Genomic DNA, 25790 nt, shown 5'->3' with positions numbered 1-25790 from the left:
CGATCAGGCAATCACCCTGATCGTACGTTTTTTATTTTTCCTTTTCTCTTTTTTTCATCCGTTTCTGCCCTTCTCTGCATAGTTCGAGAAGCTTGCACTCCTCACAGTTGGGACGCTGCGCTTTACAATGATAGCGCCCGAAGAAAATCATGCGGTGGTGGGTTACACTCCACAGATCTACGGGGACTTTACGCATTAAAGTCTTTTCTACCTCCAAAACAGAATCCTTCCACCTGCAAATGCCTAATCGCTTGGATACCCTCTCGACGTGGGTATCAACAGCTATGGCAGGTTCATCAAAAGCTACCGAAGCAACTACGTTAGCTGTTTTTCTCCCTACCCCTGCAAGACTCTCTAATTCCATTTTCGTTTGTGGTACTTGACCATCAAATTGATCGAGAAGAGTCTGGGATAGTTTTTGAATGTTCTTTGCTTTGTTTCGGTACAATCCGATTCTCTTGATGTCTTGCTGCAGTTCTTCTAAAGGTACGGAAACATAATCCTGAGGGGTCTTATACTTTGCGAATAAATCAGGTGTCACCTTATTTACAAGTGCATCTGTTGCTTGAGCGGATAACACAACTGCAACAAGAAGCTCGAAAGGGTTTCTATGATTCAGTTCACATTCTGCTTCTGGAAACATTTCTTCGAATACATCAAGGCAATAGTCGATTTGTTTTCTGTTTAACATAGAACTCCCCCTAGATTATTCTTCCTCCAACCAGTTGTAGTACAAGGAAACATCCCTCTTACCCTCTGACGATGTCTTCTTCATTTGAGAACCTTGCCTGAACTGTTTACCATGCTCACGAGCCTGCTCTACCGTTCGAACACCTTTTTTGGACCATTCTCTCAAAATGCGATCGATATACTTGAAGTTCAACTTACCCATTAGCACTGCTTCACGCAGGGCCGCTTTAATCAAGGCAGGGGATTGTTCATCTTCATCAAGCCAAATGCTGACCGTTTCAATTTCAAATGGTGACAAAGGACGTCCGAATTCTTTTTCGAATAAGGGAAAGATGTTTTCATCATAGTTCGTGTCTTGTCGAACCGTTTTTTCCTCGAATAATTTTTCCCACAATGGTTCCAAAGAGTACGTTTCATTTATAATCTGACGTTCATTCTTTTCTTGTTCGATCGTTAGGAAGTGTTTCTGAATGAGTCTTCTTAAAATTTGTGAGCATTCCTGACTAGACATCGTTACATTTCCCGCCAATTGTTCAGGGGTTGGAAAGGCATTACCTTCCCAACGGAATCTGTGAAGTTGCAATAAGACCACGAGCTCCTGTTCCTGTATACCTAGTGATACATAGTTCGTCAACAATTGGCTCGGAACAGTTAGTTGTTTGTCCATCATCTGTTGAAAGCTTTGAAATTTAGCCATGTTGTTTCACCTCGTTTCTCGTGATGTTGCACAGAGAAAAGCACCGATGACGTCAAGCGACGAAACACCGGTGCTCTTTGATCTCCGCGCATTAAGGGTAAAGGCGATTAAGCAGGCGTGGGAATGGAATCGTTTCACGAACGTGTTCTACACCTGAAATCCAAGCGACTGTTCGTTCTAGACCAAGTCCGAAACCTGAGTGTGGAACACTACCATACTCACGAAGCTGCAAATACCATTTATAAGCATCGCCAGTTAAATCGTGTTCTTCATAACGCTGTTTCATCAACTCTAGATCGTCGATTCGCTGAGAACCACCAATAATTTCTCCATATCCCTCTGGTGCAATCAAGTCCGCACAAAGTACGACTTCAGGACGCTCTGGGTCTGGTTTCATGTAGAATGCCTTGATCTCAGCTGGGTAGTTCGTAATGAAGACCGGTTTGTCGTAAGCTTCTGCGATAGCTGTTTCATGAGGAGCTCCAAAGTCTTCTCCCCACTCTATGTCATCAAAACCTTTGTCTTTTAAAAGTTGAATGGCATCATCGTAACTGATACGTGGGAATGGTGCTTGAATTTTAGCGAGCTGGTCCGTGTCACGTCCAAGTGTATCCAGTTCGATTTTGCAATTCTCTAGAACAGACTGCACGACATGAGAGACGTACTGCTCTTGCACTTCCAGGCTTTCCTCGTGATTCATAAATGCCATCTCTGGTTCAATCATCCAGAACTCAATTAAGTGCCTGCGAGTCTTAGATTTCTCAGCACGGAAGGTCGGACCGAAACTGAACACTTTGCCGAATGCCATAGCCGCTGCTTCCATGTACAGTTGACCACTTTGAGAAAGATAAGCATCTTCATCAAAATATTTTGTATGGAAGAGTTCTGTAGTACCTTCTGCAGAAGACCCTGTTAAGATTGGTGGGTCGACCTTTACATAACCTTTATCGTTGAAAAATTCGTAAGTTGCACGGATGATTTCATTACGAACTTTCATAACAGCGTGTTGACGGCTTGAACGAAGCCATAAGTGGCGGTGGTCCATCAAGAACTCTGTTCCATGCTCTTTTGGTGTGATCGGGTAATCAACAGCTTCGTGAATCAGTTCGAAATCCGTCACTTGCATCTCGAAACCAAGTGGAGAACGGGTATCTTCTACAATTTTACCGGTTACATACAAAGAAGATTCCTGAGTCAGTGCTTTGGCCTCTTGGAATTTATCCTCACCAATATCCGCTTTGACGACAATCCCTTGCATAAATCCAGTTCCATCGCGCAATTGCAAGAACGCAATCTTTCCACTTGACCGTTTATTGGCAAGCCACGCTCCAATTGTGACTTCTTCTCCTACATGTTTTGCTACTTCAGCAATCGTTGTTTTCACAATAATACCTCCAACAATGACAATTTAAGATTGATATTTTAGTACAAATTGTTTTATTCTAGATGCCGCTTCTTCCAATTGCTCTAGTGATGTGGCATAGGACAAACGGACGTTTTCCGGTGAGCCGAACCCTGAACCGGGAACAAGCGCGACTTTTTCTTCATCAAGTAATGCCTTCACCCAGCTATCCACATCTTCGAATCCACAAGCTTTTGCCGTATTCATGACGTTAGGGAACAAATAGAAAGCCCCAGACGGTTTTTCACATTCGACTCCCGGAATAGAGGTCAACCAACCATGGAGAGCATCTAATCTTTCAGAAAATGCTTTCCGCATCTCTTCTACCGCTTTTTCATCCCCAGTATAAGCAGCAAGTGCAGCGTACTGCGCAATGCTAGTCGGATTTGATGTCGAATGAGAGGCCATGTTAGACATTGCTTTTATAATGTCTTTGTGGCCAGCAGCAAAACCGATTCGCCATCCTGTCATAGAGTGTGATTTCGAAACTCCGTTGATGATGACAGTCCGGTCGTAAAGTCGGTCAGATAGCTGTGCAATAGAAACGTGCGGCTCATCTGTATAGATAAGCTTCTCATAAATCTCATCTGAAATGATGAGAAGGTCATGCTTCTCACAAACTTCACCGATAGCCGCAAGCTCTTCCTTGGAATACATCATGCCAGTCGGGTTACTAGGTGAGTTGATGATAACGGCCTTCGTCTTTTCCGTAATTGCACTTTCCAACTGTTCTGGTGTCACTTTAAAGCGATTCGCTTCTTCCGCTTGGACTATCACAGGTTTACCTTCTGCAAGCTTGATCTGTTCAGGGTAGCTCACCCAATACGGAGCAGGTACGATGACTTCATCATCCTTATTCAAGAGTACTTGAAATAAGGTGAAGAGCGCATGCTTAGCGCCTGTCGTTACGATAATTTGTTCATTCGTGTACGTCAATTCCTGATCCCGGTTCAACTTGGTTACAATGGCATTTTTAAGTTCGGGTATTCCACCAGCAGGCGTATATTTAGTAAGTCCTTCATCCATTGCACGCTTTGCTGCATCAAGAATGTATTCCGGAGTGTTAAAGTCCGGCTCTCCTGCTCCAAGACCAATTACGTCATGTCCTTCTGCTTTGAGCGCTTTGGCTTTCGCTGTTATCGCAAGTGTACTTGATGGGGTTAGAGATTGTACGCGCTTTGCTAATTCCATATCCGTCACTCCTCTAATTATTCTGTTTAAAAGCGAATCGTTGATCAAACGATTCACCAGTCAACGTGAAGTAATCAAACACATATCGATTCTGTTCATCGATGTATGTCAATTCAAAAACCGGCTCTCCCTCTTCAAAGGCATACTGAACCTTTTTGAAGTTACAGCTTTCACACGAACTTCTCCACTGACTTTTCATGCCGTCCATGGACAGGACGTCTTTAGCCTTTACATATTCTAAGACTGATTGCTGATCGGCTTGTACAAAAGCTAATCCTTCACTTCCATTCTCCTCAGTTCCTTCTACGATATGTACCGTTTCTTCACCATGGTAAACGGTGACGTTCTGAACAGTGGAAAGGGCAGTGTTCTGAATGGCTAAAGTCCTTGCTTCTTGATCTTGGCTGTTTTTATCATTTTGAGCATCGCTATAAAGCCAAACACCCATTACAGCCGTAATGAAAAACAAAATCAACAACACGATGATCGGCCATTTTAACCAATCAGGTACGGTAAATCGTGAAGACTGCTGTTTCATCGTCATCTTCATCTAACGACATTCCAAACATTAGATTTTGATCTTTTAACGTGCGGTTCAATGTATCCACTACCTTGTATAAGTCATCTGATTTTTGTATGCGGACAGTTGATAATGTTTCAAGCTTATTTGTCATGTCCGTTCCCCCCAAAACAATCGCTATTAGTTCATTGCTACGCTCTACATTATAACAGTTTCTCACCCATAAGTTTATAGAAAGAAACGGAAAATGATTTAGATCCATTCTTCCGTTTCATTCATTAATTCTCTGGTGGAACGATAAGACACCGGTATCTTCGGTATCGATGATAAAAAGTATTTGCCATACCGCGCCTCCATAATACGTTGATCACAAATGAATACAACACCTCTGTCCGTACTGGACCTGATCAATCGTCCGAACCCCTGTTTGAATCGTAAGATCGCGTGTGGCAAAGACCTCTCCATGAAAGGGTTCAAACCCGCTTCCTTCAAGTTCTGATTCTGCAAGTTCTGTAAAGGTTGATCCGGTGGTTGGAAAGGTAGGCGTACCATCATGAGACAGGATAAATCGTCTCCAGGAATATCTACCCCTTCCCAGAAAGAACTGGTTCCGAGTAGAATAGACTGATCGAAAGATTGGAAGTTCTTTTTCAACCGATCTCTACTTCCGCTTGATATGCCTTGTGCAAATATCATGAATTCTTCTGGGTCTATGAATTCTTTCAACAAGTAATAGGTATTCTTAAGCATTTCATAGGAAGTGAATAAGACCAGCATGCGACCTTTCGTCACATGTGCCATGGAATAAATAGCTTCGCTTAACGCTTCTACAAACGACTCTGGATCTTCCTTAATATTCGGGAAATCGCTCGGGACCATTAAACGGACTTGTTTATCAAATTGGTATGGAGACTCAATGACAGACTCGACCAACCTATCCATACCGAAGAGCCCCAAAGTTTTTTTGACATAGTCGAAATTACGATTTGTTGAAAGTGTAGCACTTGTAAGCACGACGCTTCTTTTCTTCTCAAATAGTTGCGTCTTCAGTAATTCCCTTACATCTAGTGGCTCGCTGAACAAGTAAACGGCATTAGAAGCTCCTTCCCCTTCTGTCTCGAGCCATTTAGCTGCTGCTGAATCATTCATGAAAAAGGCATTCAGTCGTTCAATGATTTGTTTACAGAAAGTAATTTGACTTTCCAACCTGGAAAGCAGAACTTGTAAAGAAGGTGCTTCGACGAGCTTTACTGTCAATGCAAGGTGGTTATGCATCCTTTCCATCCGGTATACCAGTTTGCGAATGGAAGATAAGAAACGATGGCACATTTCCTTTGAGGTCTGATAAAGCGGATCCTTCTCATCTAATGTGCACTGAATGCGACCTACATCACTTTTCGCTTTGTTTGACTTCCTATGCTTCCGTTTCGCCTGCTGGAACATATAGCGCGACCATTGATTCAATTCCTCTTTCGCTTCGTCCACTAAACGCTGACAGCTACCTGCATCCTTAAAGAACTCTTCCGGTAGAGAAAGTTGTTTGTATAACGATTTCTGGTAGATTTCTGTCAGTTGGCTCAGCTGTCTCTGTAATTCCCTATAATTGAACTGTACACCGAAATAACGACTTGCTACAGACTCTAAATGGTGGGCTTCATCGATAATTACCCTGTCGTATGATGGTAATCGGTCTTCTTCAGAGATCAAGTCCAAACTAAAGAGGGCATGGTTTGTAATCAATAGATCGGAATGTTCCGCTTTCTTTCTGGCGAGATCATAATAGGAGTCTTCTCCCATATCTAGATGCACCGACTTTGTCGACTGTTCAGAAGAGACTTTGTGCCAGAACTGCTTACCATTAGAAGGTAATTGTATCTCATCCATATCACCCGTTGACGTTTCGGTTAACCATACAAGAATCATTGCTTTGGTTAACGAAATGTCGTAGTTGTCACTTTCCGATTGCTCAAGTTCGTAGCGGAAATGCACGAGACTTATATAGTGGGACCTCCCTTTATACAGGACGGCCTGAATCGGTCGGTCAAAAAGTTTTTCTACTCTCGGAATCTCCTCATCAAGAAGCTGCTTCTGAAGGGAGGTTGTATGCGTCGTGATAAGGATCCTTTCCTCTTTGCAGATGGCGACGTACAACGCTGCAAGAAGATAAGCGATCGACTTTCCTGTGCCGGCTCCTGCTTCAATCAGCGCATGCTGCCCCCCCGTCAATGCCCGGTACGTGTCTTCGCTCATTGATTTTTGACCAGTTCTCCACTCGTAATTCGCCATCAGTTTCTGAAGACCTTCGCTTGATTCATAAACTTGCGTAACCCACTCCTCAAAAGGGGGAAGGTTTAGCACTTGTTTAGCTTGTGAACGGTTCACTTTCTTGACAGGAATGCCATGCCACAGCTCGTACTTCTCATCTACGGTCGTGCTATACCTATTGTCTGCAATGGCAGATTGAATAAACGGTCTCAGTTCACTCTTCAATTTCGGTTCAATCTTTAATAGGTAATCCAGCGTACGCTCTGGTAATTGTTTTAGGCGCTCCATAAGATATAGAAGCAGGTCACTTGTAGCTTGCGCATCTGATAAAGCTCTGTGAGGACGGTCATGTCCCATTCCCAGCATTTCAGATAATTGACCGAGTTTAAATGAAGGAGACATCGGCAGCATGATTCTCGATAACTCGACCGTATCAATAATTTGATTATGTATGGAGGGATATCCCGCACGTTCTAATTCATGGTTTAAAAAGCCCAGGTCGAATTCAATGTTGTGAGCCACAATACAGCTGTTCTTCACAATAGAATAGACTTCCTCTACGATTTCAGAGAACAAAGGAGCATCTAGGACATCCTCTTCTTCTATTCCCGTCAACGAAGATATGAAAGGCGGTATATCTCTTTCGGGATAAACAAGTGATGAGAACTCATCGATTACGTTACCATCTTCCTGAATAAGGACGATCCCGATCTCGATGATTCTGTCCCCTTTCGAGGCAGCATTTCCTGTTGTTTCTAAATCTACAATCGCAAATGTTGTCATGATTACCCCTCTTTCCGGACGTTACAAAGCAGATGGTTATAAAAAGGAAAGACCTTGCCCGGCTTACTAGGCAAGGATCCTATCTGCTAACTGTTAATGGTATATGGAATAGAGGTCAAAGGAGGCTCTTCCTCAATAACCTCATCGATTCTATTTCCTTCCCCCATTAATGCAATTCTTGGTTTGAAGTCTGCAAGTTCTTCTTCACTTAGCATCGCATACGATACGATGATTACAATATCATCAGGTTGGACAAGACGTGCCGCTGCACCGTTCAAGCAAACAACGCCACTACCTCGTTCTCCAGCGATGACATACGTCTCAAGACGTGCACCGTTATTGTTATTTACAATCTGAACCTTTTCATGAGGCAATATGCCGACCTCATCTAAAATATTTTGGTCAATTGTAACGCTGCCTACGTAATTCAAATTAGCTTCCGTCACGCGCGCGCGATGTATTTTTGCTTTCATCATGGTGCGAAACATTCTATTTCCTCCTTGCCTTCTTATCCTATTTCTACGGTTCCGTCACTCTTTAAAACAACATTATCTATCAGCCTTGCCTTTTCATAAAACACGGCAACAGCCAAGATGACAGGTTGGTTAATATTCGTGACAGGTTCCAATTCAGGATACGACAGTAACTCAATATAGTCTATTTTACCATGAGTTCGGCTGTCAAGAAACTTTCTGGTGGCATCTTTGACCTTTTCCGCGCTTCTTTCACCATTCTTCACAAGGGTCTGGCCATATTGAAGTGCTTCTTGGATAGCTGGTGCCTCTTCTCTTTCTGTAGGAGTTAGGTTAACGTTCCGGCTGCTTTTTGCCAGTCCATCATCTTCTCTTACCGTCGGTACCTTTACCAAACGGATCGGGAAATTGAAGTCTGTAAGGAGTGCATCGACAACCGCTACTTGCTGGGCATCTTTCATTCCGAAGTAAACCTTTGTAGGCTGGCAAATGTTAAACAATTTCGTGAGTACGGTTACAACTCCCTCAAAATGACCTGGTCGGCTCTTTCCACAAAGTACATCCGCCCTGCGTGCAACAGTGAGTTTTACAGATAACGGATCCGGGTACATCGTGTTTTCAGTTGGCAGAAAGACCATGTCGACGCCAAGACTCTCTGCTACATGCTGATCATGTTCATTATCACGAGGATATTTGTCCAAGTCCTCATTTTCCCCAAACTGAAGAGGGTTAACAAAGATACTCAATATCACTTTATCGTTTTCTTCTCTGGCTTCTTTTATTAATTGCTCATGTCCTTCATGAAGATATCCCATAGTCGGAACAAAACCTATCGATTTTCCTTCTCTGACCCATTTTGACGTCCTTTCTTGAACGGCCAGAACTGATTCTAGTACATCCATCATAAAACCCCTTATCTTTTCGGCAGTAAGCCCTCATCCATTGTAAACGTATGCTTCTCTTCTGGAAAAGCACCAGATTTCACTTCGTGGACATAGGAGGCAACCGCTTCACCGAGCAGATGATTACTATCCACGTAACTTTTCACGAACTTCGGTAACCTTTCCACTCCGTATTTCAATATGTCATGATATACGAGTACTTGTCCGTCGCACTCTGCACCTGCACCGATTCCGATTGTAGGGATGGTCAATTTCGAAGTGATCAATTCAGCAAGCTGCCTAGGTACACATTCAAGCACGATAGCCATAGCTCCTGCTGATTGAATTTGCTCCGCTTCATCTAGGAGGCGTTGGGCTTCTTCTTGGTCTTTTCCCTGAACCTTGTAGCCCCCTAGTACATTGACTGATTGCGGAGTTAGACCAATATGACCAACAACTGGAATCCCTGCTGCAACTAGTCTTTCAATGGTCTGGAGAACTTCTCCGCTCCCTTCGACTTTCAAAGCTTGTGCACCCGTTTCCTGAAATAATTTCCTAGCGTTCTTCAAAGACTCTTCCAAGGAGATGTGATAACTCATAAACGGCATATCCACTACTTTAAAAGTATCTGGAGCCCCTCTGGTGACAGCCTTCCCATGATGGATCATATCTTCTATAGTGACTGGTATCGTCGAATCATAGCCTAAGACTGTCATTCCCAAACTGTCACCCACTAGTATCATATCCGCCTCAGCAGCTTGTGCCATTTTAGCTGATGGGTAATCGTACCCTGTAATCATTGCAATCTTGATCTGTTCTTCCTTCATCTGACGAAAAGACTTCGTACTATGCATGATATCCTCCTTCTCCCCAGTGAATTTCCGCTGAGTACAACTTTTCCATTTCACCTTGCTCATCTTTTGCTAATAAAGCACCGTCTGCCTCTATCCCTAAAAGCGTTGCTTTGAAGTCCCGTCTCATTGTCGAGATGGTAACTTTCTCTCCGATTTTGTAGCCATAGCGTTCCCACTCTTGCTTTATTTCCTGGAACCCTTCTTCAATGAACGAATCATACGTCTTTTCGAACGTGCTCAGGATGGACTGGACAAACTCTTGTATATCCCATTTTTCTCCTGACTCCATTTTCAAAGAAGAAGCTTTATGAGCAATCATGGACGGTATCTCTCCATCTTCCTGATTGACATTGATACCAATACCAAGCACCACATACTGAATCCGGTCCTGTTCTGCCTGCATCTCCGTAAGGATACCTGCCACTTTCTTATGATGGACAAGTATATCATTCGGCCATTTGATGGAAGGGACCAACGCTGACCTTTTGTCCATGACATTCGCTAAGACGGTTGCAGTCAAAAGAGTCAATTGAGGTGCTTGAACAGGTGGAAGGTCTGGTCGCAATAGGATGCTCATCCATACTCCTTTTCCCTCTGGTGAGTGCCATTCCCGTGCCATACGACCTTTGCCTTTCACTTGTTCATCAGCAATTACAACGGTCCCGTGAGGCTTTCCTTCTTTAGCAAGCTGGTGAACAATATCCTGTGTGGACTCAACTTGAGGATAGTGGTACAGATGTTGTCCTATCCACTTCGTATTAAGCCCCCATTGGAGCGTATTTTTACTGACCTTGTCTGGAGAAGAGACGATCTTGTATCCTTTTCGCTGAATCGCTTCTATTTCATATCCGTCTTTTTTTAATTCATTCATATGTTTCCAAACAGCCGTTCTAGAAATATCCAACGCCTCGGACAACTGTTGTCCTGATATGTGACTGTCTTGTTCCTTTAATAGGTCGATCAATTGTTTTCTTGTTGATTCCATTGTTGTACCCATTCCTTTATTCGTTCATACTCGTTACTGACTTCTCCTTGCACAACCGCTTTCTCAATCGATTGCAATCCATCTCGGATCCATGGCCCTCTTATTCGGTTCGGGTACATTGCTATCAAATCGGAACTTTCGAAAGAAAGATCTTTTTTCGTTCGTATAGGCAGGCTTGTATGTACCCTTTGTAAGTCTTCCTGAATATTAGAATAACCGATTTCAAGTGAGAGCACCACTCGGCAAAACGAGTCATGCAATTCTTCTGGCAGCTGGTAGACTAACCACGGAGTAATGGAAGAATGTCGCTTGAAAATCTTCAGGGATTGATCCAACTTCTCACTGTCCTTACGCACTTGGTTAGACAGCTTCCACGCTTTAGTCCAAGCGTTGACCCCTGAACCAATTCCCACACCTAAGAAATAGGTGATAACTTCCGGCCATGTTAAGAGCGGTATCCCAGGAACATGGTTCTGAAAAGAAGGAAATTCCGCAAGGATAGGCAATTCTTTAATCAAGTCGGACTCTGCTATCATATCTAATGCAAGTCTGTAGGACGGACCTCCAAAGAGTTTGATCATTTCACTGGCCTTCCGTTCGACAGCGATGTGCTTTAGAAGAGATGCCTGTGTAGTCAGCGCTTCTCTAGTACACGGTTCCAACTCAAACCCAAGCTGACTGACGAACCGGACAGCACGTAACATACGCAAAGGATCTTCTTCGAAGCGTTTCAAAGGGTCACCCACTGCTTCAATGACATTGTTTTCTACAGCTTTCTGTCCGCCATAAGGATCTACCAGTTTTCCCTTTAAGTCCATTGCAACCGCATTCATTGTAAAATCGCGACGAGCTAGATCTTGTTTAATATCTTTTACAAAGGTTACTTCATCGGGGTGACGGAAATCTTCATACCCGTCTTCTGTCCGGAAAGTAGTCACTTCAAATGATTTGCCACGGTGCCTTACGATGACTGTTCCATGTTCGATTCCCACAGGAATAACCTTATCGAATAGTTCTTGAACTTCACCTGGCAAAAGAGAGGTCGCGATATCGATATCCCCGACCTCCCGCTCCATGAGAAGATCCCTTACTGCTCCCCCGACAATGTACGCTTCTCCACCGGAATCTTTGATTTTCCCAAGAACCTCAAATGCTTCTTCAAGAAAAGTCACGGACTAACACCTGCTCATAAATATCTTCGTACTGTTTCAATATGGTCTCAGAAGAGAACTTGTCCCGGACTACTTCTTTAGCCCTTTCTGACATACGGCTCATCAACTCATCATCCTTTAGCATGTGCGTTGCATAGTGAGCAATCTGTTCTACATTTCCAAGTTCCGTAATATACCCCGTTTCATCGTGGTCGATGACTTCAGGGATTCCGCCGGTGTTTGCACCGATACACGGCACTCCACATGCCATTGCTTCAAGCAAGACAAGACCGAAGCTCTCTTTTTCCGAGAGTAACAATTTCAAATCCGCAATCGAAAGAAGATCACTTACATTGTCCTGCTTCCCTAAGAAAAGCACACGATCTTCCAAGTCCAACTTTTGAACGAGCTGTCGGCATTCGGAATATTCAGGACCATCGCCTACTAGTAGTAATTTAGAAGGAACTTCTTTCTCAATAAGTGAAAAAGCGTAAATGACATCTGGCACACGTTTCACTTTTCGGAAGTTCGAAATGTGTATCAGTACTTTCTCTTCCTCTTTGATGCAATAATCACTTCGTAAAGAACCTTTATCCTTTCGATAATACTCCCGTTCATCAACGAAGTTATAAACTACATCAATTTCTTTACTTGTATCCAGCATCTCTTTTGTTTGTTTCACGAGACTGTTGGAAACTGCCGTTACGCGGTCTGATTGTTCGATTCCGAATTTAATCATCTGTTTCAAACTCGTATCGATTCCAAGTACAGTTATATCTGTTCCATGCAGTGTTGTCATTATTTTTACATCACGGTCACACATCTGCTTTGCTAAAATAGCACAAATGGCATGTGGCATCGCATAATGTACATGTAAGATGTCTAATTCTTCTCGGTTGATCACTTCAGCCATTTTATTTGCGAGAGCAAGGTCATAAGGAGGGTGTTGAAATACAGGATAGTTACTTACTTCCACCTCATGATAATAAATGTTCGGATACACCCGATTCAGCCGAAAAGGCACTTGAGCAGCTATAAAATGTATCTCATGTCCTTTTTCCGCAAGTAATTTACCAAGCTCTGTCGCAATGACACCTGACCCTCCAACTGTCGGGTAACAGGTAATTCCTATTTTAGCCATTTCCTTCACTCCTGATCTATCTATTCTTTCTGTATATTTCTCCAGTCGAAATCTCCTCTGTCCAGAGCCCGGATCACGATCTCCGCTCCAGCCAGATTCGTAGCAAGTGGTATTTGATGAACATCACATAATCTTAGTAGTGCACTAATATCTGGCTCATGAGGCTGTGCTGTCAACGGATCTCTGAAAAAGATGATAATATCCATATCATCCTCAGCAATTTTCGCACCAATTTGCTGGTCTCCACCCAGCGGACCTGATAAAAACCTGTGCACGTTTAATCCTGTTGAATCCGCAATTCTTTCACCTGTCGTTCCAGTCGCGAAAAGACTATGTTTTTCTAAGATTGCCTGATAAGCAGTGGCGAATTGTACCATATCTTTTTTCTTTTCATCATGAGCAATTAAAGCAATGTTCATCTTTTCTCCTCCTTAATCCAACAAATGTTCTAGGCCATAGACAAGTGTTTGAAGGCCCATCACTTTTTCAGATGCAAGTTTCACACCGCTCATAAAGGATTCCCTATTGTAAGAGTCATGTTTGATAGTTAGTGTTTGTCCATGCCCTCCGAAAATAACTTCTTGATGAGCTACAAGCCCTGGCAGGCGTACACTATGAATCTTCATGCCGTCTACGTCTGCGCCTCTAGCACCTTGCAGTGTCTCTTTTTCATCAGCATGCCCTTGTTGTTGCTTCTCTCTAACATCTTGGATGAGTTGGGCTGTTTTAAGAGCAGTTCCTGAAGGTGCATCCAGTTTCTGGTCGTGGTGTTTTTCAATGATCTCTACTTGCGGCATGTGTTTGGCTGCCCACTTCGAGAATTGCATCATAAGAACAGCGCCAATAGCAAAGTTCGGTGCAATCACGGCTCCGATTCCTTTGTCTTCACACATTTTCCTCAACTCATCTAACTGTTCTTGCGTAAAACCGGTCGTTCCTACGACAGGTCTAATGTTGTGCTCCAATGCCAGTCTTGTATGTACATAACCATTTTCTGGAGTTGTCAGTTCTACCAGCACATCTGCGTCCTGCTCAGACATACATTCTCTTGCGTCCGTGTAGACCTGAGCATCTAGTGAGGGTAGACCCTCTATATCCTTTAGACTTAGTCCATTGTACTTGCGATCGATACAAGCAACTAGCTCCAATTGGTTGTCACTCTCCACCATTTGAACGGCAGCCTTACCCATTTTACCTCTAGGGCCGGCTATTATGACACGAATGTTACTCATTGACGTCTGCCTCCTCTTTTTTTGTCCAGCGATCCTTGTCCCTTGTCTCAATCTTGCTCATTGATTGTTCAAATGCATCCGACAAGTCAATATCCAAAGAGTTTGCAAAACACGTCAAGACAAACAGGACGTCTCCTAGTTCTTCAGATAACGCTTTATCATTCTCCGATGTCTTCTTAGGTTTTTCACCGTACCTGTGATTGATTTCCCTTGCCATCTCCCCTACTTCTTCTGTAAGCCTAGCTTGAAGGGCTAGAGGAGAAAAATAACCCTCTTTAAATTGGGATATATAATGGTCTACCCGTTTTTGGATTTCTTGAGTGGAATAATTCATGAATGTCCGCTCCCTTAGAATAAACTTATAGTATCTCTCTAAATGGTAGCCAAAAGGACGCTGTTTGACAAATTATTTATTTGAGCCAACATGCCATTGCCGGATGAGCGTTGCTTCCCTATAATTAAAGTCGTGTATTACTTTTGGAGGTGAGACTATGAAGATCTTCGGACTTCGAGTAAAAAACATACTATTAATATTAGTTGGTTCGGCGATATTTTCATTCGGGTTGGTGCATTTCAACATACAGAACGAACTAGGTGAAGGCGGATTCACCGGCATTACATTATTGCTTTTATACTTATTTGATTGGGACCCCGCTGTTATGAATATCGTCCTGAATATACCTGTCTTATTAATTGGATGGAGAATTCTTGGCCGGAACACCTTTCTTTACTCCCTTATAGGAATCGTCTCTGTCTCTGTATTCATTCGGTTGTCACAGTTGTACATGATCGAGATCAACCTGGCAGAAGATTTGACGCTCGCATCCCTCTTCGCTGGTGTATTCATCGGTGTAGGTCTCGGAATCATCTTCCGTTATGGAGGTACGACTGGCGGAGTTGATATCATTGCGAGGCTCATGAACAAATACTTAGGCTGGAGCATGGGACGTGCGATGTTCCTTTTCGATGCTGTAGTCATCTTTGTATCAGCCATCACGTATCTGAATTCCATCAAAGGGATGTACACGCTTGTCGCTGTATTCGTCGGTGCAAAGGTCATCGATTTCATTCAGGAAGGTGCATATGCAGCGAGAGGAACGACAATCATTTCAGAAAAGAGTGACGAAATTGCTAAGCAGGTACTAGAAAATATGGACAGAGGGGTTACGGTACTCGAAGGAAGAGGATCATTCTCCGGTGCCAAGCGCGACGTACTTTATTGCGTAATCGGTAAAAACGAGATCGTCCGGTTGAAGACGCTGATCGACCGCATCGACCCTCATGCATTTGTAGCTGTCAGCCATGTCCATGATGTCATGGGAGAAGGATTTACGTTAGATGAGAATAAAAACCCTTTAAACGATTAAATTCTATAAACAAAATGAAAAAAGCCTACTTAACCTTCGTTAAGTAGGCTTTACTAATTATTCTTCGTTCATTCCTGCGAACATCAACACGAAGCGTAACAATTCAAGTAAGGCAACAAGTGCAGCGGCCACATATGTCATTGCAGCGGCATTCAACACTTTCTTCGTCTTGCGTTCTTCATCATTTCTGATAATCCCTGTGCTCACTAGTTGAGCCATAGCGCGGTTGGAAGCATCAAACTCCACCGGCAGTGTGATCAACTGAAACAACACCGCTGCAGCGAAGAATACAATACCAGCTAAAGCAAGTCCGGACATCCCTAGTAAAAATCCTCCAATGATTAAGAAGATCGAGATGTTAGAACCGAAGTTCGCAACTGGAACTAAAGCGCTTCTGAACCTCAAGAACGCATATTCCTGAGCGTCCTGAATAGCGTGCCCCACTTCGTGTGCTGCTACAGCAGTACCAGCAGCTGAGCGACCATGGTAGTTGTCCGTAGACAAACGGACGACCTTGGAGCGAGGGTCATAGTGATCGGAAAGCTTACCACGGACTTCTTCTACAGCAACATTATACAAACCGTTATCATCTAAAATCTTTCTAGCTACCTCCGCTCCACTCATTGAAGAAGAGATAGGTACATTCGAATATTTTTTATACGTCTTCTTTACTTTGGCCTGTGCCCATAGTGGGATGATAATAATCAACGCCAAGTAAATCAAAAATCCCATTGTTCATTCCTCCGTCTTGGATGATAGTGACTTACTTAGGTCAATTTTAGTCAAGGTTGTCGAAAAAATCAACTATTTTCGCTTCTCCTTGATGCTGTTTTTTTATTTGCAACGAATCTTCTGCCTGCCACATACCCAAGAGTAATGACTATTGCTCCGCCAATAATCAAGATTGTGATGAACATCGCACTTTCCTGAATAGAGAGTGGGCCATCCTCGTCCGTCATTTGACTGACAAGTTGTTGACGAGTCACTATCGTATCCGTTTGTGCAAGCTCTGTCACCAGCGCATCTAATTCGGATAGATCTTCTTCTGCCTTCTCTATTTGAAAGAATGGGAGGAGGTTGTCCCAGGTCCCTTTGATCTGTTCAGCAGGTGAATAGTCGTCCAGTACGCTTTCTTTGAGGCCGTCCCACTGTTGGTCCACCCAAATCTCTTGACTATCTGCATCCAAGTAAGCCATAAACCGTTGCAACATTTCCGCTTCTTGAATTGTTGCAGTATCATCGTGTAACGAGTCGGTTAAAGGCGCCCAAACGCTTTGCATCTCTTCTGGCAGCTCTTCCATATATGATTCCAATTCGGGAAGTCGTTTATTCATTAGCTTTAAAGCAAGCGATTGTCGTCCGTCTTGAACCAATAAGTGATATTGTTTTGCGAAGTCCTCCCAATCCGAGTAGGCATACTCAGCTTCTACATGCGGTGTGAGTGTGAAAAATAGGGAACAAATCAAACAAACTAGAAACGCTCGTCCCATTTCACTTCTCCCCTCTCGTAAAAATGTCTTACAGAGAGTCTATGTGAGAATGAAGAGAGGTAGAACGGGACTTTTGAGTCGTGACATAAGCAAGAGCAAGACATCCTATACTCAACCAGAACGTAAAGTAACCGATGCTATTCATATGCTCCATAATGGAGGGGTAGACTGGCATCTGTTCAAACACATAATCGATGACGTCATTATGCAGTGTCCAGATCCCTGCAAACGCAAGGTGTCTCAGCTTGATACGGTAGAATGGTGCATACAATACAGCCTGAAGCGCCATAGCCCCATGGGAAAAGATAAGCATATAGCCTGTTGCGGGTAAGTAGCCACCTTGATCGATAAATGTAAGGCCGTTCATCACGACAGCCCACACTCCATACTTAACAAGCGTAACGTAAGCAAGCGCCTCGATATACGGCACGTTTTTGCCAAACAAGTAAAAGCCAAGAAATATTGTAAAAAACAGACTAGCTGTCGGACTATCCGGAACAAAAATCAAATACAGAGGCTCCGTTTGAACAAGCTGTGGTGTGTACCATATGTATCCGTAAATACTACCAGCTAAGTTTACTAGGAAGAGAACCAATAAAAAAAGACGATTTTTCAGTATGTAGGAGATAAATGCCTTCATTTTCTTCCCTCCTTCTTTACAAATGAAGCCGCGCTCGATTACGAGCGCGGCAGTTAGACTTCTTACAAATATGGTTGTTTATTAATGTCCAGAAGCAGATTCTCCATCTTCGGATGAGCCTTCCTCAGAAGATTCTCCTTCAGATGAACCACCTTCTCCGCCTCCACCAGAACCAGCATTTTTAATGAAATCTGCGAGCTGTTGAAGCTCCTCATCAGAACCATTGAAAATACCAGCAGGCATTTGGCCGATACCATTCTGAGCGATGTCTTTGATTTCATCGGCTGACTTCTCAGTATCCATAAGAGATGGGTAATTTCCTTGCCCTTGTAGAGCTTCTCCGTGACAGCTCATACAGTTGGCTTCATAAACTTCCCAGCCAGGTCCGGATTTATCAATCTCAGACTCGACCGCTTCCACGTTTACACCGTATTTCTCAGCGCGGTGTGCGTAATCAGCATGCTGTACGGATTCATACGTCAACCAGAACGTAGCGAATACCCCAAGCAACATGAGACCGACCGCAATTGGTCGCTTAGTAGGACGGCGTTCCGGTCCACGATCTAAGAATGGAGCCAACAGAAGCGCTCCGAATGCTAGTCCAGGCATTACAATCGCACCTAGTACAATGAATTCCCCTCCAGCATATTGGTACTTCAGAAATTGGTATAAGAACAAGAAATACCAGTCAGGTAACGGAATGTACCCTGCGTTCGTAGGATCCGCCTGCTGCTCAAGTGGTGACGGGTGAGCTGCAGTTAAAATAAGGAACCCAATTAAGAACACAGACCCAACCAGCCACTCTTTCAACAGAAAGTTCGGCCAGAATGCTTCCGTACGTCCCGGGTACTCTGAATAGTCTTTCGGTAAATTGGCTTTTTTCTCTGCGGTAACACGCGAGTCACCGACAAATTTCATGCCTTTTCCCCTATGCACAGCTATCCCTCCTTTATTTAACTATCTTATTATAGCGGTCCAGAAATACCTTGTTTACGAATCAAAATAAAGTGAAATGCCATTAATCCGAATAAAGCAGCTGGTAGGAAGAATACGTGTATAGCGAAGAAACGAGTGAGAGTCTGCGCCCCTACGATGGAAGGGTCACCCGCTAACAATGTACGTATTCCATCACCAATTACTGGAGTTGCCGCTGCAATTTCAAGGCCTACCTGTGTTGCAAAGTATGCTTTGTTATCCCATGGTAGTAGGTATCCTGTGAAACCAAGACCAAGCATAACGAAAAACAGAAGAACTCCGATCACCCAGTTCAGTTCACGAGGCTTCTTATATGCTCCTTGGAAGAATACACGTAATGTATGTAGGAATAACATGACGATTACGAGACTCGCCCCCCAGTGGTGCATACCACGAACGATTTGTCCGTATGCAACTTCCCTTTGTAAATAGTACACAGACTTCCAAGCGTTCTCGATGTCTGGAACATAATACATCGTAAGGAACATCCCGGAAAGAATTTGAATCACGGTAACGAAAAACGTAAGTCCTCCAAAACAATAAACAAATGCTGAGAAGTGGTGTGCAGGGTTAACATGCTCAGGTACCTCGTGATCGGCGATATCACGCCACAACGGGGTAATGTCAACACGCTCATCCACCCAATCATACAGTTTTTGAAGCATGATTTACGCCCCCTTTCTTGATTTAGAATCACCTAGGTATAGCATGCCCTCTTTAACTTCGTGTTCATAAACAGGAAGCGGAGCTGTAGGAGGTGTTCCTTTGACGTTCACACCATCCTTCGTGTAGCGTCCCCCATGACAAGGACAGTAGAACTGATCCGGGTATTGATCATTTGAAGCCCAGTCTACTGTACAACCTAAATGCGTACAGATTGGCGACAACGCTAAAATGTCACCGTTTTCATCATTGTACACCCATGCCGTTTTTTGAACTTGGGACTCGTACCATGCGTCAACTTGATCTACCGTCCACTCCACACGCTGCGGCTCGTTGGTGATCTCATCGACCGAGATTACAGAGTGCATGGTGCCGCCTTCTTGCTTTTGCAAAACAGGATCAATCGCAAAGCGTACCATTGGTGCAAGCATTCCGGCAGCCATAAATCCGCCCACACCAGTCAATGTGTAGTTTAAAAATTGACGACGGGATACTCTTTTTTTATCGCTCATTCTTTTCCCCCCTCTATGCGGTAATCCATGCTTCATGGATTTATTACACACATTTTACTAGGACATTACCATGATAGCGCAATCTTTGGACGGGGTCAATATCCTATCAAACCTTGTCGGAACTTTCCCAATTACCAATAAGATTGAATGAACTCACTTATTTCATGGGCTTGTTCTTTAACAAATGATTGCGTTTCGGTTGATTGTAGATCACCGGTTTGAAGACCAGGTACCCATAACAACTCACCATTCAACTGATTCTCGTGCTTTTTCCACTTCATATCAAAAGTGAAGAGAAAAATATGTTCAAAAGGCTGTTTCTGATAATGGTCGATCCACTTGTTGATCCTTTCGACTTCTGAATCGTGGTCTCTACTCATATAATGGTAATCTGGTGACAAAAATATGCGGCCTCGATACTCTTTTTCTATAATGTTTGTAAAAATGTGATTCAGTTCTCTCAAGTACCCCTGCTTTGTCATGTCTTGGTCCGATGCTGGATCAAAAGGTACCAGAGGAATCACAACTGTATCGATGTACTCTTTCTCAGGTAAGTATTGTGCTATATCCGCCTTCGTAAAACGCATGTTTCATCCCCCTCATTTCTTTCTCTCTCTTCATTGTACTAAAACTTCACAAAAAAGAAAGCCAGGAGTACATCGAAGATGCTCCTGACTTCTCCACTATGAGTAAGCTTTTAACTCTCTTTTTACTTGATTCAATTCATCACACAACTGCTTGAATGAATCACGGTTACCGGCTATTAGTGCGTCATCAATACGAATTTCCAGTTGCCTTTGTTTATATTGTAAGAGACTGTGTGACAAGAAACGGTTTGCTTCTGTTTTATCTCTATCGTTTAGATAATAATCTTTAGGAAGATAGGGGTTCTCTTCTAACACTAAAGCATACTTAGAACAAGCATGAGCATTTTCGAAGTTCATCTGAATATAGACCGGTTCATCTTTGTTCATTCGCAGATCGTGGAAGGACTTCTCGGCGTCATTTGTCATTACTTGCCCTTTGTAAAAACGAAAAGGCGGGTCGGTAACACCTTGCGCGCTAATTTCCATTCCTCTTGGGCAAAACTTCACTTCATTGACGAAATGAACACTAGACAGCAAAGAGTCGTGGTTCATCAAGTAATTGAGAATCCAAACACTTTCTCGTTTCTTTAACTGAAAGTGATTCAAAAACCAACGGACAAAATCTTTCTTTTCATCCACTGAAATGGGTGTCTGCATATGCGCCCCTCCTGCGCTAAATTGCTAAGCTTACTCTTCTTGCATCAGTCTCTCTACAAAATCTTCAATTTCTGTATCTGAAGGATCGATCGCCAAGTATTCTTTAAATACTTGTCTGGCTTCTTTCATCCGACCTTCTTCTACTAAGAAGTAACCATAGGCTTTCAGGAAGTCCGTATCGGATTTCATTGTAGGATAGGCTTTTTGGTACATCTCGAGGGCTTCTTTGTACTGTTCTTCTTCTTCGTAAGCCTGGGCAAGCTCCCAATAGTAATTCGGGTCTTCCTCTCCGAGATGAATCAACTCATTGATTAGTTCAATCACTTTGTCATAGTTTCCGTCTTCTTTGAAGTTCTCGATAAGGAATAAGACCGCTTCCTTATACCCAGGGTCCAGCGCGACTGCCTCACGCATGTATTGGTACCCGTCCTCGCGGTACCCTTGTTTATGGGACAGAGTCGCAGCCAAGTGATAGAGTTCTTTATTGAATTCATCTTTCTCAAGACCCGTCTTCGCCATAGCTAAAGCTTCTTGTACCATTCCCTCTGACTCATAAGCTTGTGCGAGGTGTAGATAAACAGACTGATAATAAGGATCTTTATCAATCAAATTCTCCCATACTTTAATTGCTATATCGTTTCGATTTGCCTGGTAAGCTACAAAACCATAGCGGAACATGACATCCGGGTTCTCTTCTTCTACTTTCTGGAACATTTCGAGTGATTGTTCGAATTCACCGTTGGCAGCGAATGCCTCGGCCAAACGAGTTGCAACCTCTATATCACCTATAACCGGTTCGTGATGCATGGCATTCTCATAGTACGGAATACTTTTCGCGTACTCACCATTGGAGAATGCAAGCTCACCCAATGCGAAGTCGATGATGGAAGAGTTGGGTTCCACCTGCTTCGCGTCGAGCAGTTTCTGCTCCGCTACCTCATATAGCCCTTGAGCCTGATATAAGTCAGCTAACTGGACTAACGCCTGTAGGTAGTCTTCGTCCTCTGGTCCAAACTGATTCAAGATTTCGATCGCTTCATCATCTTCATCAAGGTCAATGTGAATCTCAGCCATCATTACTTTCAGTTCCTGTTCTTTCGGATAGCGTTGAATAAGCTCATGAAGCACCAATTTCGCCTCTTCAAGCATGCCCCATTGAATATAGAGCTCTGCAATAGTGAAACGTTCTTCTTCATCCGCTTCTGGTAGATAACTTGTTAAAGTTTTTATCGCTTCTTCCGTCTTATGTTCATCCATTAGACGGACGGCTTTTTGTATTTCCTCCATGATGACATCCTTTCCATTTAAACAAAATGCTTGTGTACGTTAACTCTCACGTGCTGTTTCGATCGGTGGTCGATCACTTGTTGCTGGACTTGGACTATACGACCACCTATCACCGTTACATCTGGAACAGCATTATGATATCGGAATTTATCTTGTTCATCAAACGTTGAGCCTCCGCCCTTCCGGAACAGATTATAATCTGCCTGGCCACCATATACAAAGGCTCCTCTGTTTGGATAAATACCACTGTCCTTTAAATTCTGAAAGGTCAGCCACTCATCCTCCTGAACATCTGTTAACCTAATCATACCATACTGTTCACATCGTTGAGACCACAAATCGGTATAGTTCACCGACGTATTTTCACCATCCTTGACGAAGATTGTCAAAGGGATTCTCCGGTGGGACTGAGCTTGAACTATCCACTCCCATTTGAGAGAATCCAAGTCTTCCGGACATTGGACTTCCACACATAAAAAGGGAGAGCCTTTGCGGGAAAAGTAGCGAACCATTTCGGGATTGAGAAGGTGTGCTGGAATCACCGGGGTAACCATAAACGGAACAGGGAGTGATTCCAACGTCTTCAAAAAGTGGTCATACTTCTCACGGTAGTGACGTATGCTAGTGACTAGGTGTTTCACAACTAGCAGCGTGCACCCTCTTTTTATGTAATTCTCTGCTGTTTCGTTCGGAGAACTCGCTTGTTCCAATGGTTCTTTTGTGTCCAACATGATAAATCCAGGGGTAATCGTGAAACCTTCTGTAATCATCTCTACATATCTTACACCGCCGACCCTGTCTCTTGAGAATTTGCTGCCATGCACCGTGAACTCAGGACGTCTATTAGCATCTTGATCTAAAAACCAATAAGCTCCCATACGACGAAAACCTCCATTGGGCTTTTTATATCGTATGAGAGCTCAGCTAAAACTATGAAGTTTTCTTCTTTTGCAGTGATTCCAAGTGCTTAAAAAACGGTGGATAAGAAATATTAATACAATCTTTATCCGTTATGACGACCTTCCCATCGGAAATAAGTGAAGCAATCGCTCCCATCATTCCTATTCTGTGATCTCCAAAGGAATCCAACACATTTCCACGAAGAGTTTGTCTCCCTTGAATCACCATTCCATCTTCACGCGCTTCTATTTCTGCACCCATTTTCCTCAAATTACGAACGACAGCATCGATTCTATCTGTTTCCTTCACACGAAGCTCCTTAGCATCCTTAATGACAGTGGTTCCCTCAGCCTGAGTAGCTGCAAGAGCTAGAATAGGAATTTCATCTATTATGTTCGGAATCATTTCGCCTTCTAATGTGATGCCATGAAGAGAACTAGAAGCAACTGTGACATCGCCAACCGGTTCTTCTCCAATATAGGTGTGAACTGTACTCGTGAGTTCTGCTCCCATTTTCAGAAGCGCTGTAACGATACCGTTCCTTGTTTCGTTCAATCCTACATTCTTAATCGTGATCTGACTGTTTGGTGTGATTGCTGCCGCTACCATAAAGAAGGCAGCAGATGAAATGTCACCAGGTACTTTAAGGTCGGAGGCGGTTAAATGCTGCCCACCTTCAATCGTTATGTCACTTCCGCTCACCGAAAGCTCGACACCGTATTGAGGAAGTAGTTTCTCTGTATGGTCTCTTGTTACTCCCTTTTCGACTACCGTTGTCTTTCCATTTGACAATAGTCCTGCTAAAAGTAACGCGGATTTCACTTGAGCACTCCGTACCGTCAACTCGTGACGCACCCCGGTTAGTGTTGCTTGTGAAAAAGCAATGGGAAGAAGAGAAGCTGATTCTCTACCATCAATAACTGCTCCCATTTCTTTCAATGGAACTACGACACGATCCATCGGTCTTTTTGATAACGATGCATCCCCGTAGGCCGTCGTAAAGAAAGGAAGTGCCGCTAAAACACCACTCAGCAAACGAGCCGTCGTTCCTGAGTTCCCGAAATAAATAGGCTGAGTCGGAGCTGTCAGCGCCTGGACCCCTTTACCATGAACGGTTATCCTGCTCCCATCCTCATCGATCTTGACTCCCATCTGCCGAAAAGCCTCTACCGTGCGAAAACAGTCTTCTCCAGTTAAGAAGTTATCTATAGTGGAGGTTCCCTCGGACAAAGAAGAAAAAATGACGGCACGATGTGAGATGGATTTGTCTCCTGGTACTTCTAATTCTCCGGAAAGTCCGGTTATTGCTGGTTGTAGTTCTATCTCGGACATCGAATATCTCTCCTCACTGTTGAAGCATGACTTCAAAAGAATTTTTCTCGAGCAGGGCTTTGCTTTGCACTTGATCTTCGCTAGAAGCGAAACTAATACGCAGTACGCCTGTAATCCCTTCACGGATCTCTAGTATCTCAATGTTCTTTATACTGATATCTGCTGCTGCTAATTGCCCGATCACTTGATAGATAGCACCCGGCTTATCGTGGATATCTACATACAAGTCATAAAATGCAGGTATTGCCCCTCTTTCTTTCACAGGAAGGCCGTCACGATAATGTTTAGCATCCGTTAAGTATTTCAAAGTCCCTTCGGAATCTTTTTCCGATAGGAATCCTCGCACTTTCTCCATCTCAGAAATCCAATCATCCAACATCGACAATAGCAGCTCTCGATTTTGAAAGAAGATGTCTTGCCATAACCGTGGATTGCTTGAGGCAATTCGAGTAATATCTTTGAAACCACCCGCAGCTAAGTGCTCAATGGACGGATGTGTATCCTGCCAACCCTTTGCTTGATGAACAAGAGATGACGCAATCAAGTGAGGGAAATGGGAGATGACAGCAGTCATCTCATCATGTTCCCTTGTCGTAAAGGTTAGAAAGCGTGCCCCGGTTTCTGAGAAAAGCTCTTTCAAACGATTTGCTTCTTCCCCATTTGCATGAACAGATGGTGTCAGAACATATATCGCATTTTCAAATAAATGCGGCTTTGCTGCTGGGTAACCTTGCTTATGAGACCCAGCCATTGGATGTCCCCCTACAAAAGACAGCATGGGGTGCTTCCATTGATCCGCCGCTTCAAGCACACGTTTCTTCACAGATGAAACATCCGTAACTAACAGAGGTTTGTCTAACTCTATCTTCTGCAAGGCATGCAGGTATTCGATTGTTACCGATATCGGAGTAGCGAGCACACATATATCCGCTTCTTTCACCGCTTCTTCAAAGTCCTTTGCGGCCTGGTGTATCACTCCCTGTTTCAACGCCATGTTTAATGTTTTTTCATCCTGATCAAGGCCAATGACCAAATGTCCCTCTTTCTTCGAAACATTCATGGCTAATGAGCCTCCAATCAAGCCAAGCCCTATAATAAGCACTTTCTCGGCCATA

29 protein-coding genes are annotated in these 25790 nt (G+C 43.5%); 1 reads left to right on the top strand and 28 read right to left on the bottom strand.

Translation table 11 applies throughout. The annotated features are described in order from the left end of the window. Positions 1-31 precede the first annotated feature (31 nt). The 16 genes from nth to E4663_RS06015 form a co-directional block, all read right to left on the bottom strand. Positions 32-691, bottom strand: coding sequence for an endonuclease III (gene nth / locus E4663_RS06090; protein ID WP_135326958.1), 660 nt, complete (start codon positions 689-691; stop codon positions 32-34). Positions 692-706: 15 nt separating this feature from the next. Beyond that, positions 707-1387 carry a DnaD domain-containing protein gene (locus E4663_RS06085; protein ID WP_135326957.1) on the bottom strand — a complete coding sequence of 227 codons (681 nt, stop codon included), beginning with the start codon at positions 1385-1387 and terminating at the stop codon, positions 707-709. Positions 1388-1478: 91 nt separating this feature from the next. Then, entirely contained in the window at positions 1479-2771 is a 1293-nt protein-coding gene (gene asnS, locus E4663_RS06080) for an asparagine--tRNA ligase (protein WP_079479987.1), read from the bottom strand. Between the two features lie 24 nt (positions 2772-2795). Next, positions 2796-3980, bottom strand: a complete 1185-nt coding sequence (locus E4663_RS06075; protein WP_135326956.1) for a pyridoxal phosphate-dependent aminotransferase — start codon at positions 3978-3980, stop codon at positions 2796-2798. A gap of 13 nt (positions 3981-3993) precedes the next feature. Further along, positions 3994-4524, bottom strand: a complete 531-nt coding sequence (locus E4663_RS06070) for a cell wall elongation regulator TseB-like domain-containing protein (RefSeq protein ID WP_241657119.1) — start codon at positions 4522-4524, stop codon at positions 3994-3996. Continuing rightward, entirely contained in the window at positions 4484-4654 is a 171-nt protein-coding gene (locus E4663_RS06065; RefSeq protein ID WP_079479985.1) for a YpmA family protein, read from the bottom strand. The genes E4663_RS06070 and E4663_RS06065 overlap by 41 nt, the downstream gene beginning before the upstream one ends. A 98-nt stretch (positions 4655-4752) precedes the next feature. After that, positions 4753-7548, bottom strand: a complete 2796-nt coding sequence (gene dinG / locus E4663_RS06060; protein WP_135326955.1) for an ATP-dependent DNA helicase DinG — start codon at positions 7546-7548, stop codon at positions 4753-4755. An 86-nt stretch (positions 7549-7634) separates the two neighbouring features. Next, positions 7635-8036: an aspartate 1-decarboxylase gene (gene panD / locus E4663_RS06055; protein ID WP_079479983.1), complete on the bottom strand. Its 402-nt coding sequence runs from the start codon at positions 8034-8036 to the stop codon at positions 7635-7637. A gap of 20 nt (positions 8037-8056) precedes the next feature. Continuing rightward, a complete protein-coding gene (gene panC / locus E4663_RS06050) occupies positions 8057-8923 on the bottom strand; it encodes a pantoate--beta-alanine ligase (RefSeq protein WP_135326954.1) in 867 nt (288 codons plus the stop codon). An 11-nt stretch (positions 8924-8934) separates the two neighbouring features. Then, positions 8935-9756, bottom strand: a complete 822-nt coding sequence (panB, locus tag E4663_RS06045) for a 3-methyl-2-oxobutanoate hydroxymethyltransferase (RefSeq protein WP_079479981.1) — start codon at positions 9754-9756, stop codon at positions 8935-8937. Next, positions 9749-10753 carry a biotin--[acetyl-CoA-carboxylase] ligase gene (locus tag E4663_RS06040; RefSeq protein ID WP_241657118.1) on the bottom strand — a complete coding sequence of 335 codons (1005 nt, stop codon included), beginning with the start codon at positions 10751-10753 and terminating at the stop codon, positions 9749-9751. The genes panB and E4663_RS06040 overlap by 8 nt, the downstream gene beginning before the upstream one ends. After that, the gene (locus E4663_RS06035; protein WP_135326953.1) at positions 10717-11913 is read right to left on the bottom strand and encodes a CCA tRNA nucleotidyltransferase; all 1197 of its coding nucleotides are present in this window, start codon (positions 11911-11913) and stop codon (positions 10717-10719) included. The genes E4663_RS06040 and E4663_RS06035 overlap by 37 nt, the downstream gene beginning before the upstream one ends. Further along, positions 11900-13033 carry an N-acetyl-alpha-D-glucosaminyl L-malate synthase BshA gene (gene bshA / locus E4663_RS06030; protein WP_079479978.1) on the bottom strand — a complete coding sequence of 378 codons (1134 nt, stop codon included), beginning with the start codon at positions 13031-13033 and terminating at the stop codon, positions 11900-11902. Before bshA ends, E4663_RS06035 begins: the two co-directional genes overlap by 14 nt. Before the next feature lie 20 nt (positions 13034-13053). Then, positions 13054-13452: a methylglyoxal synthase gene (gene mgsA / locus E4663_RS06025; RefSeq protein WP_079479977.1), complete on the bottom strand. Its 399-nt coding sequence runs from the start codon at positions 13450-13452 to the stop codon at positions 13054-13056. Positions 13453-13464: 12 nt separating this feature from the next. Continuing rightward, positions 13465-14265, bottom strand: coding sequence for a 4-hydroxy-tetrahydrodipicolinate reductase (dapB, locus tag E4663_RS06020; protein ID WP_135326952.1), 801 nt, complete (start codon positions 14263-14265; stop codon positions 13465-13467). Further along, a complete protein-coding gene (locus tag E4663_RS06015; RefSeq protein WP_079479975.1) occupies positions 14258-14599 on the bottom strand; it encodes a nucleotide pyrophosphohydrolase in 342 nt (113 codons plus the stop codon). The genes dapB and E4663_RS06015 overlap by 8 nt, the downstream gene beginning before the upstream one ends. A gap of 157 nt (positions 14600-14756) precedes the next feature. Here E4663_RS06015 and E4663_RS06010 point away from each other — a divergent pair, with 157 nt between their 5' ends. Beyond that, positions 14757-15632 carry a YitT family protein gene (locus E4663_RS06010; RefSeq protein WP_079479974.1) on the top strand — a complete coding sequence of 292 codons (876 nt, stop codon included), beginning with the start codon at positions 14757-14759 and terminating at the stop codon, positions 15630-15632. A 57-nt stretch (positions 15633-15689) separates the two neighbouring features. On the opposite strand, the gene E4663_RS06005 is transcribed toward E4663_RS06010, so the two are convergent. The 12 genes from E4663_RS06005 to E4663_RS05950 all read right to left on the bottom strand — a co-directional run bounded on the left by E4663_RS06005 (position 15690) and on the right by E4663_RS05950 (position 25789). Next, complete coding sequence (locus E4663_RS06005) at positions 15690-16364, bottom strand: zinc metallopeptidase (RefSeq protein ID WP_079479973.1); 675 nt, start codon at positions 16362-16364, stop codon at positions 15690-15692. Between the two features lie 68 nt (positions 16365-16432). Continuing rightward, positions 16433-17122, bottom strand: a complete 690-nt coding sequence (locus E4663_RS06000) for a hypothetical protein (RefSeq protein ID WP_135326951.1) — start codon at positions 17120-17122, stop codon at positions 16433-16435. A 28-nt stretch (positions 17123-17150) separates the two neighbouring features. Next, positions 17151-17762: a lipoprotein heptaprenylglyceryl N-acetyltransferase LhaT gene (gene lhaT, locus E4663_RS05995; protein WP_135326950.1), complete on the bottom strand. Its 612-nt coding sequence runs from the start codon at positions 17760-17762 to the stop codon at positions 17151-17153. 81 nt (positions 17763-17843) lie between these two features. After that, complete coding sequence (locus E4663_RS05990) at positions 17844-18698, bottom strand: menaquinol-cytochrome c reductase cytochrome b/c subunit (RefSeq protein ID WP_135326949.1); 855 nt, start codon at positions 18696-18698, stop codon at positions 17844-17846. A gap of 29 nt (positions 18699-18727) precedes the next feature. Beyond that, entirely contained in the window at positions 18728-19402 is a 675-nt protein-coding gene (gene qcrB, locus E4663_RS05985; protein WP_079479969.1) for a menaquinol-cytochrome c reductase cytochrome b subunit, read from the bottom strand. A gap of 3 nt (positions 19403-19405) precedes the next feature. Continuing rightward, positions 19406-19912 (bottom strand): QcrA and Rieske domain-containing protein, encoded by a 507-nt coding sequence (locus E4663_RS05980; RefSeq protein ID WP_079479968.1) that lies wholly within the window; start codon positions 19910-19912, stop codon positions 19406-19408. Between the two features lie 131 nt (positions 19913-20043). After that, positions 20044-20499, bottom strand: a complete 456-nt coding sequence (locus E4663_RS05975) for a DUF2487 family protein (RefSeq protein WP_079479967.1) — start codon at positions 20497-20499, stop codon at positions 20044-20046. 96 nt (positions 20500-20595) lie between these two features. Next, complete coding sequence (locus E4663_RS05970) at positions 20596-21156, bottom strand: ReoY family proteolytic degradation factor (protein WP_079479966.1); 561 nt, start codon at positions 21154-21156, stop codon at positions 20596-20598. A 30-nt stretch (positions 21157-21186) separates the two neighbouring features. Beyond that, complete coding sequence (locus E4663_RS05965; protein WP_135326948.1) at positions 21187-22443, bottom strand: tetratricopeptide repeat protein; 1257 nt, start codon at positions 22441-22443, stop codon at positions 21187-21189. Positions 22444-22460: 17 nt separating this feature from the next. Then, positions 22461-23321, bottom strand: coding sequence for a hypothetical protein (locus E4663_RS05960; protein WP_135326947.1), 861 nt, complete (start codon positions 23319-23321; stop codon positions 22461-22463). Between the two features lie 52 nt (positions 23322-23373). Continuing rightward, positions 23374-24675 (bottom strand): 3-phosphoshikimate 1-carboxyvinyltransferase, encoded by a 1302-nt coding sequence (aroA, locus tag E4663_RS05955; protein ID WP_135326946.1) that lies wholly within the window; start codon positions 24673-24675, stop codon positions 23374-23376. 13 nt (positions 24676-24688) lie between these two features. Further along, positions 24689-25789 (bottom strand): prephenate dehydrogenase, encoded by a 1101-nt coding sequence (locus E4663_RS05950; RefSeq protein ID WP_135326945.1) that lies wholly within the window; start codon positions 25787-25789, stop codon positions 24689-24691. Position 25790 lies beyond the last annotated feature (1 nt).

The organism is Halobacillus salinus (assembly GCF_004684905.1).
Classification (GTDB): domain Bacteria; phylum Bacillota; class Bacilli; order Bacillales; family Halobacillaceae; genus Halobacillus; species Halobacillus salinus.
This window is presented reverse-complemented; position numbering and strand designations above follow the sequence as displayed.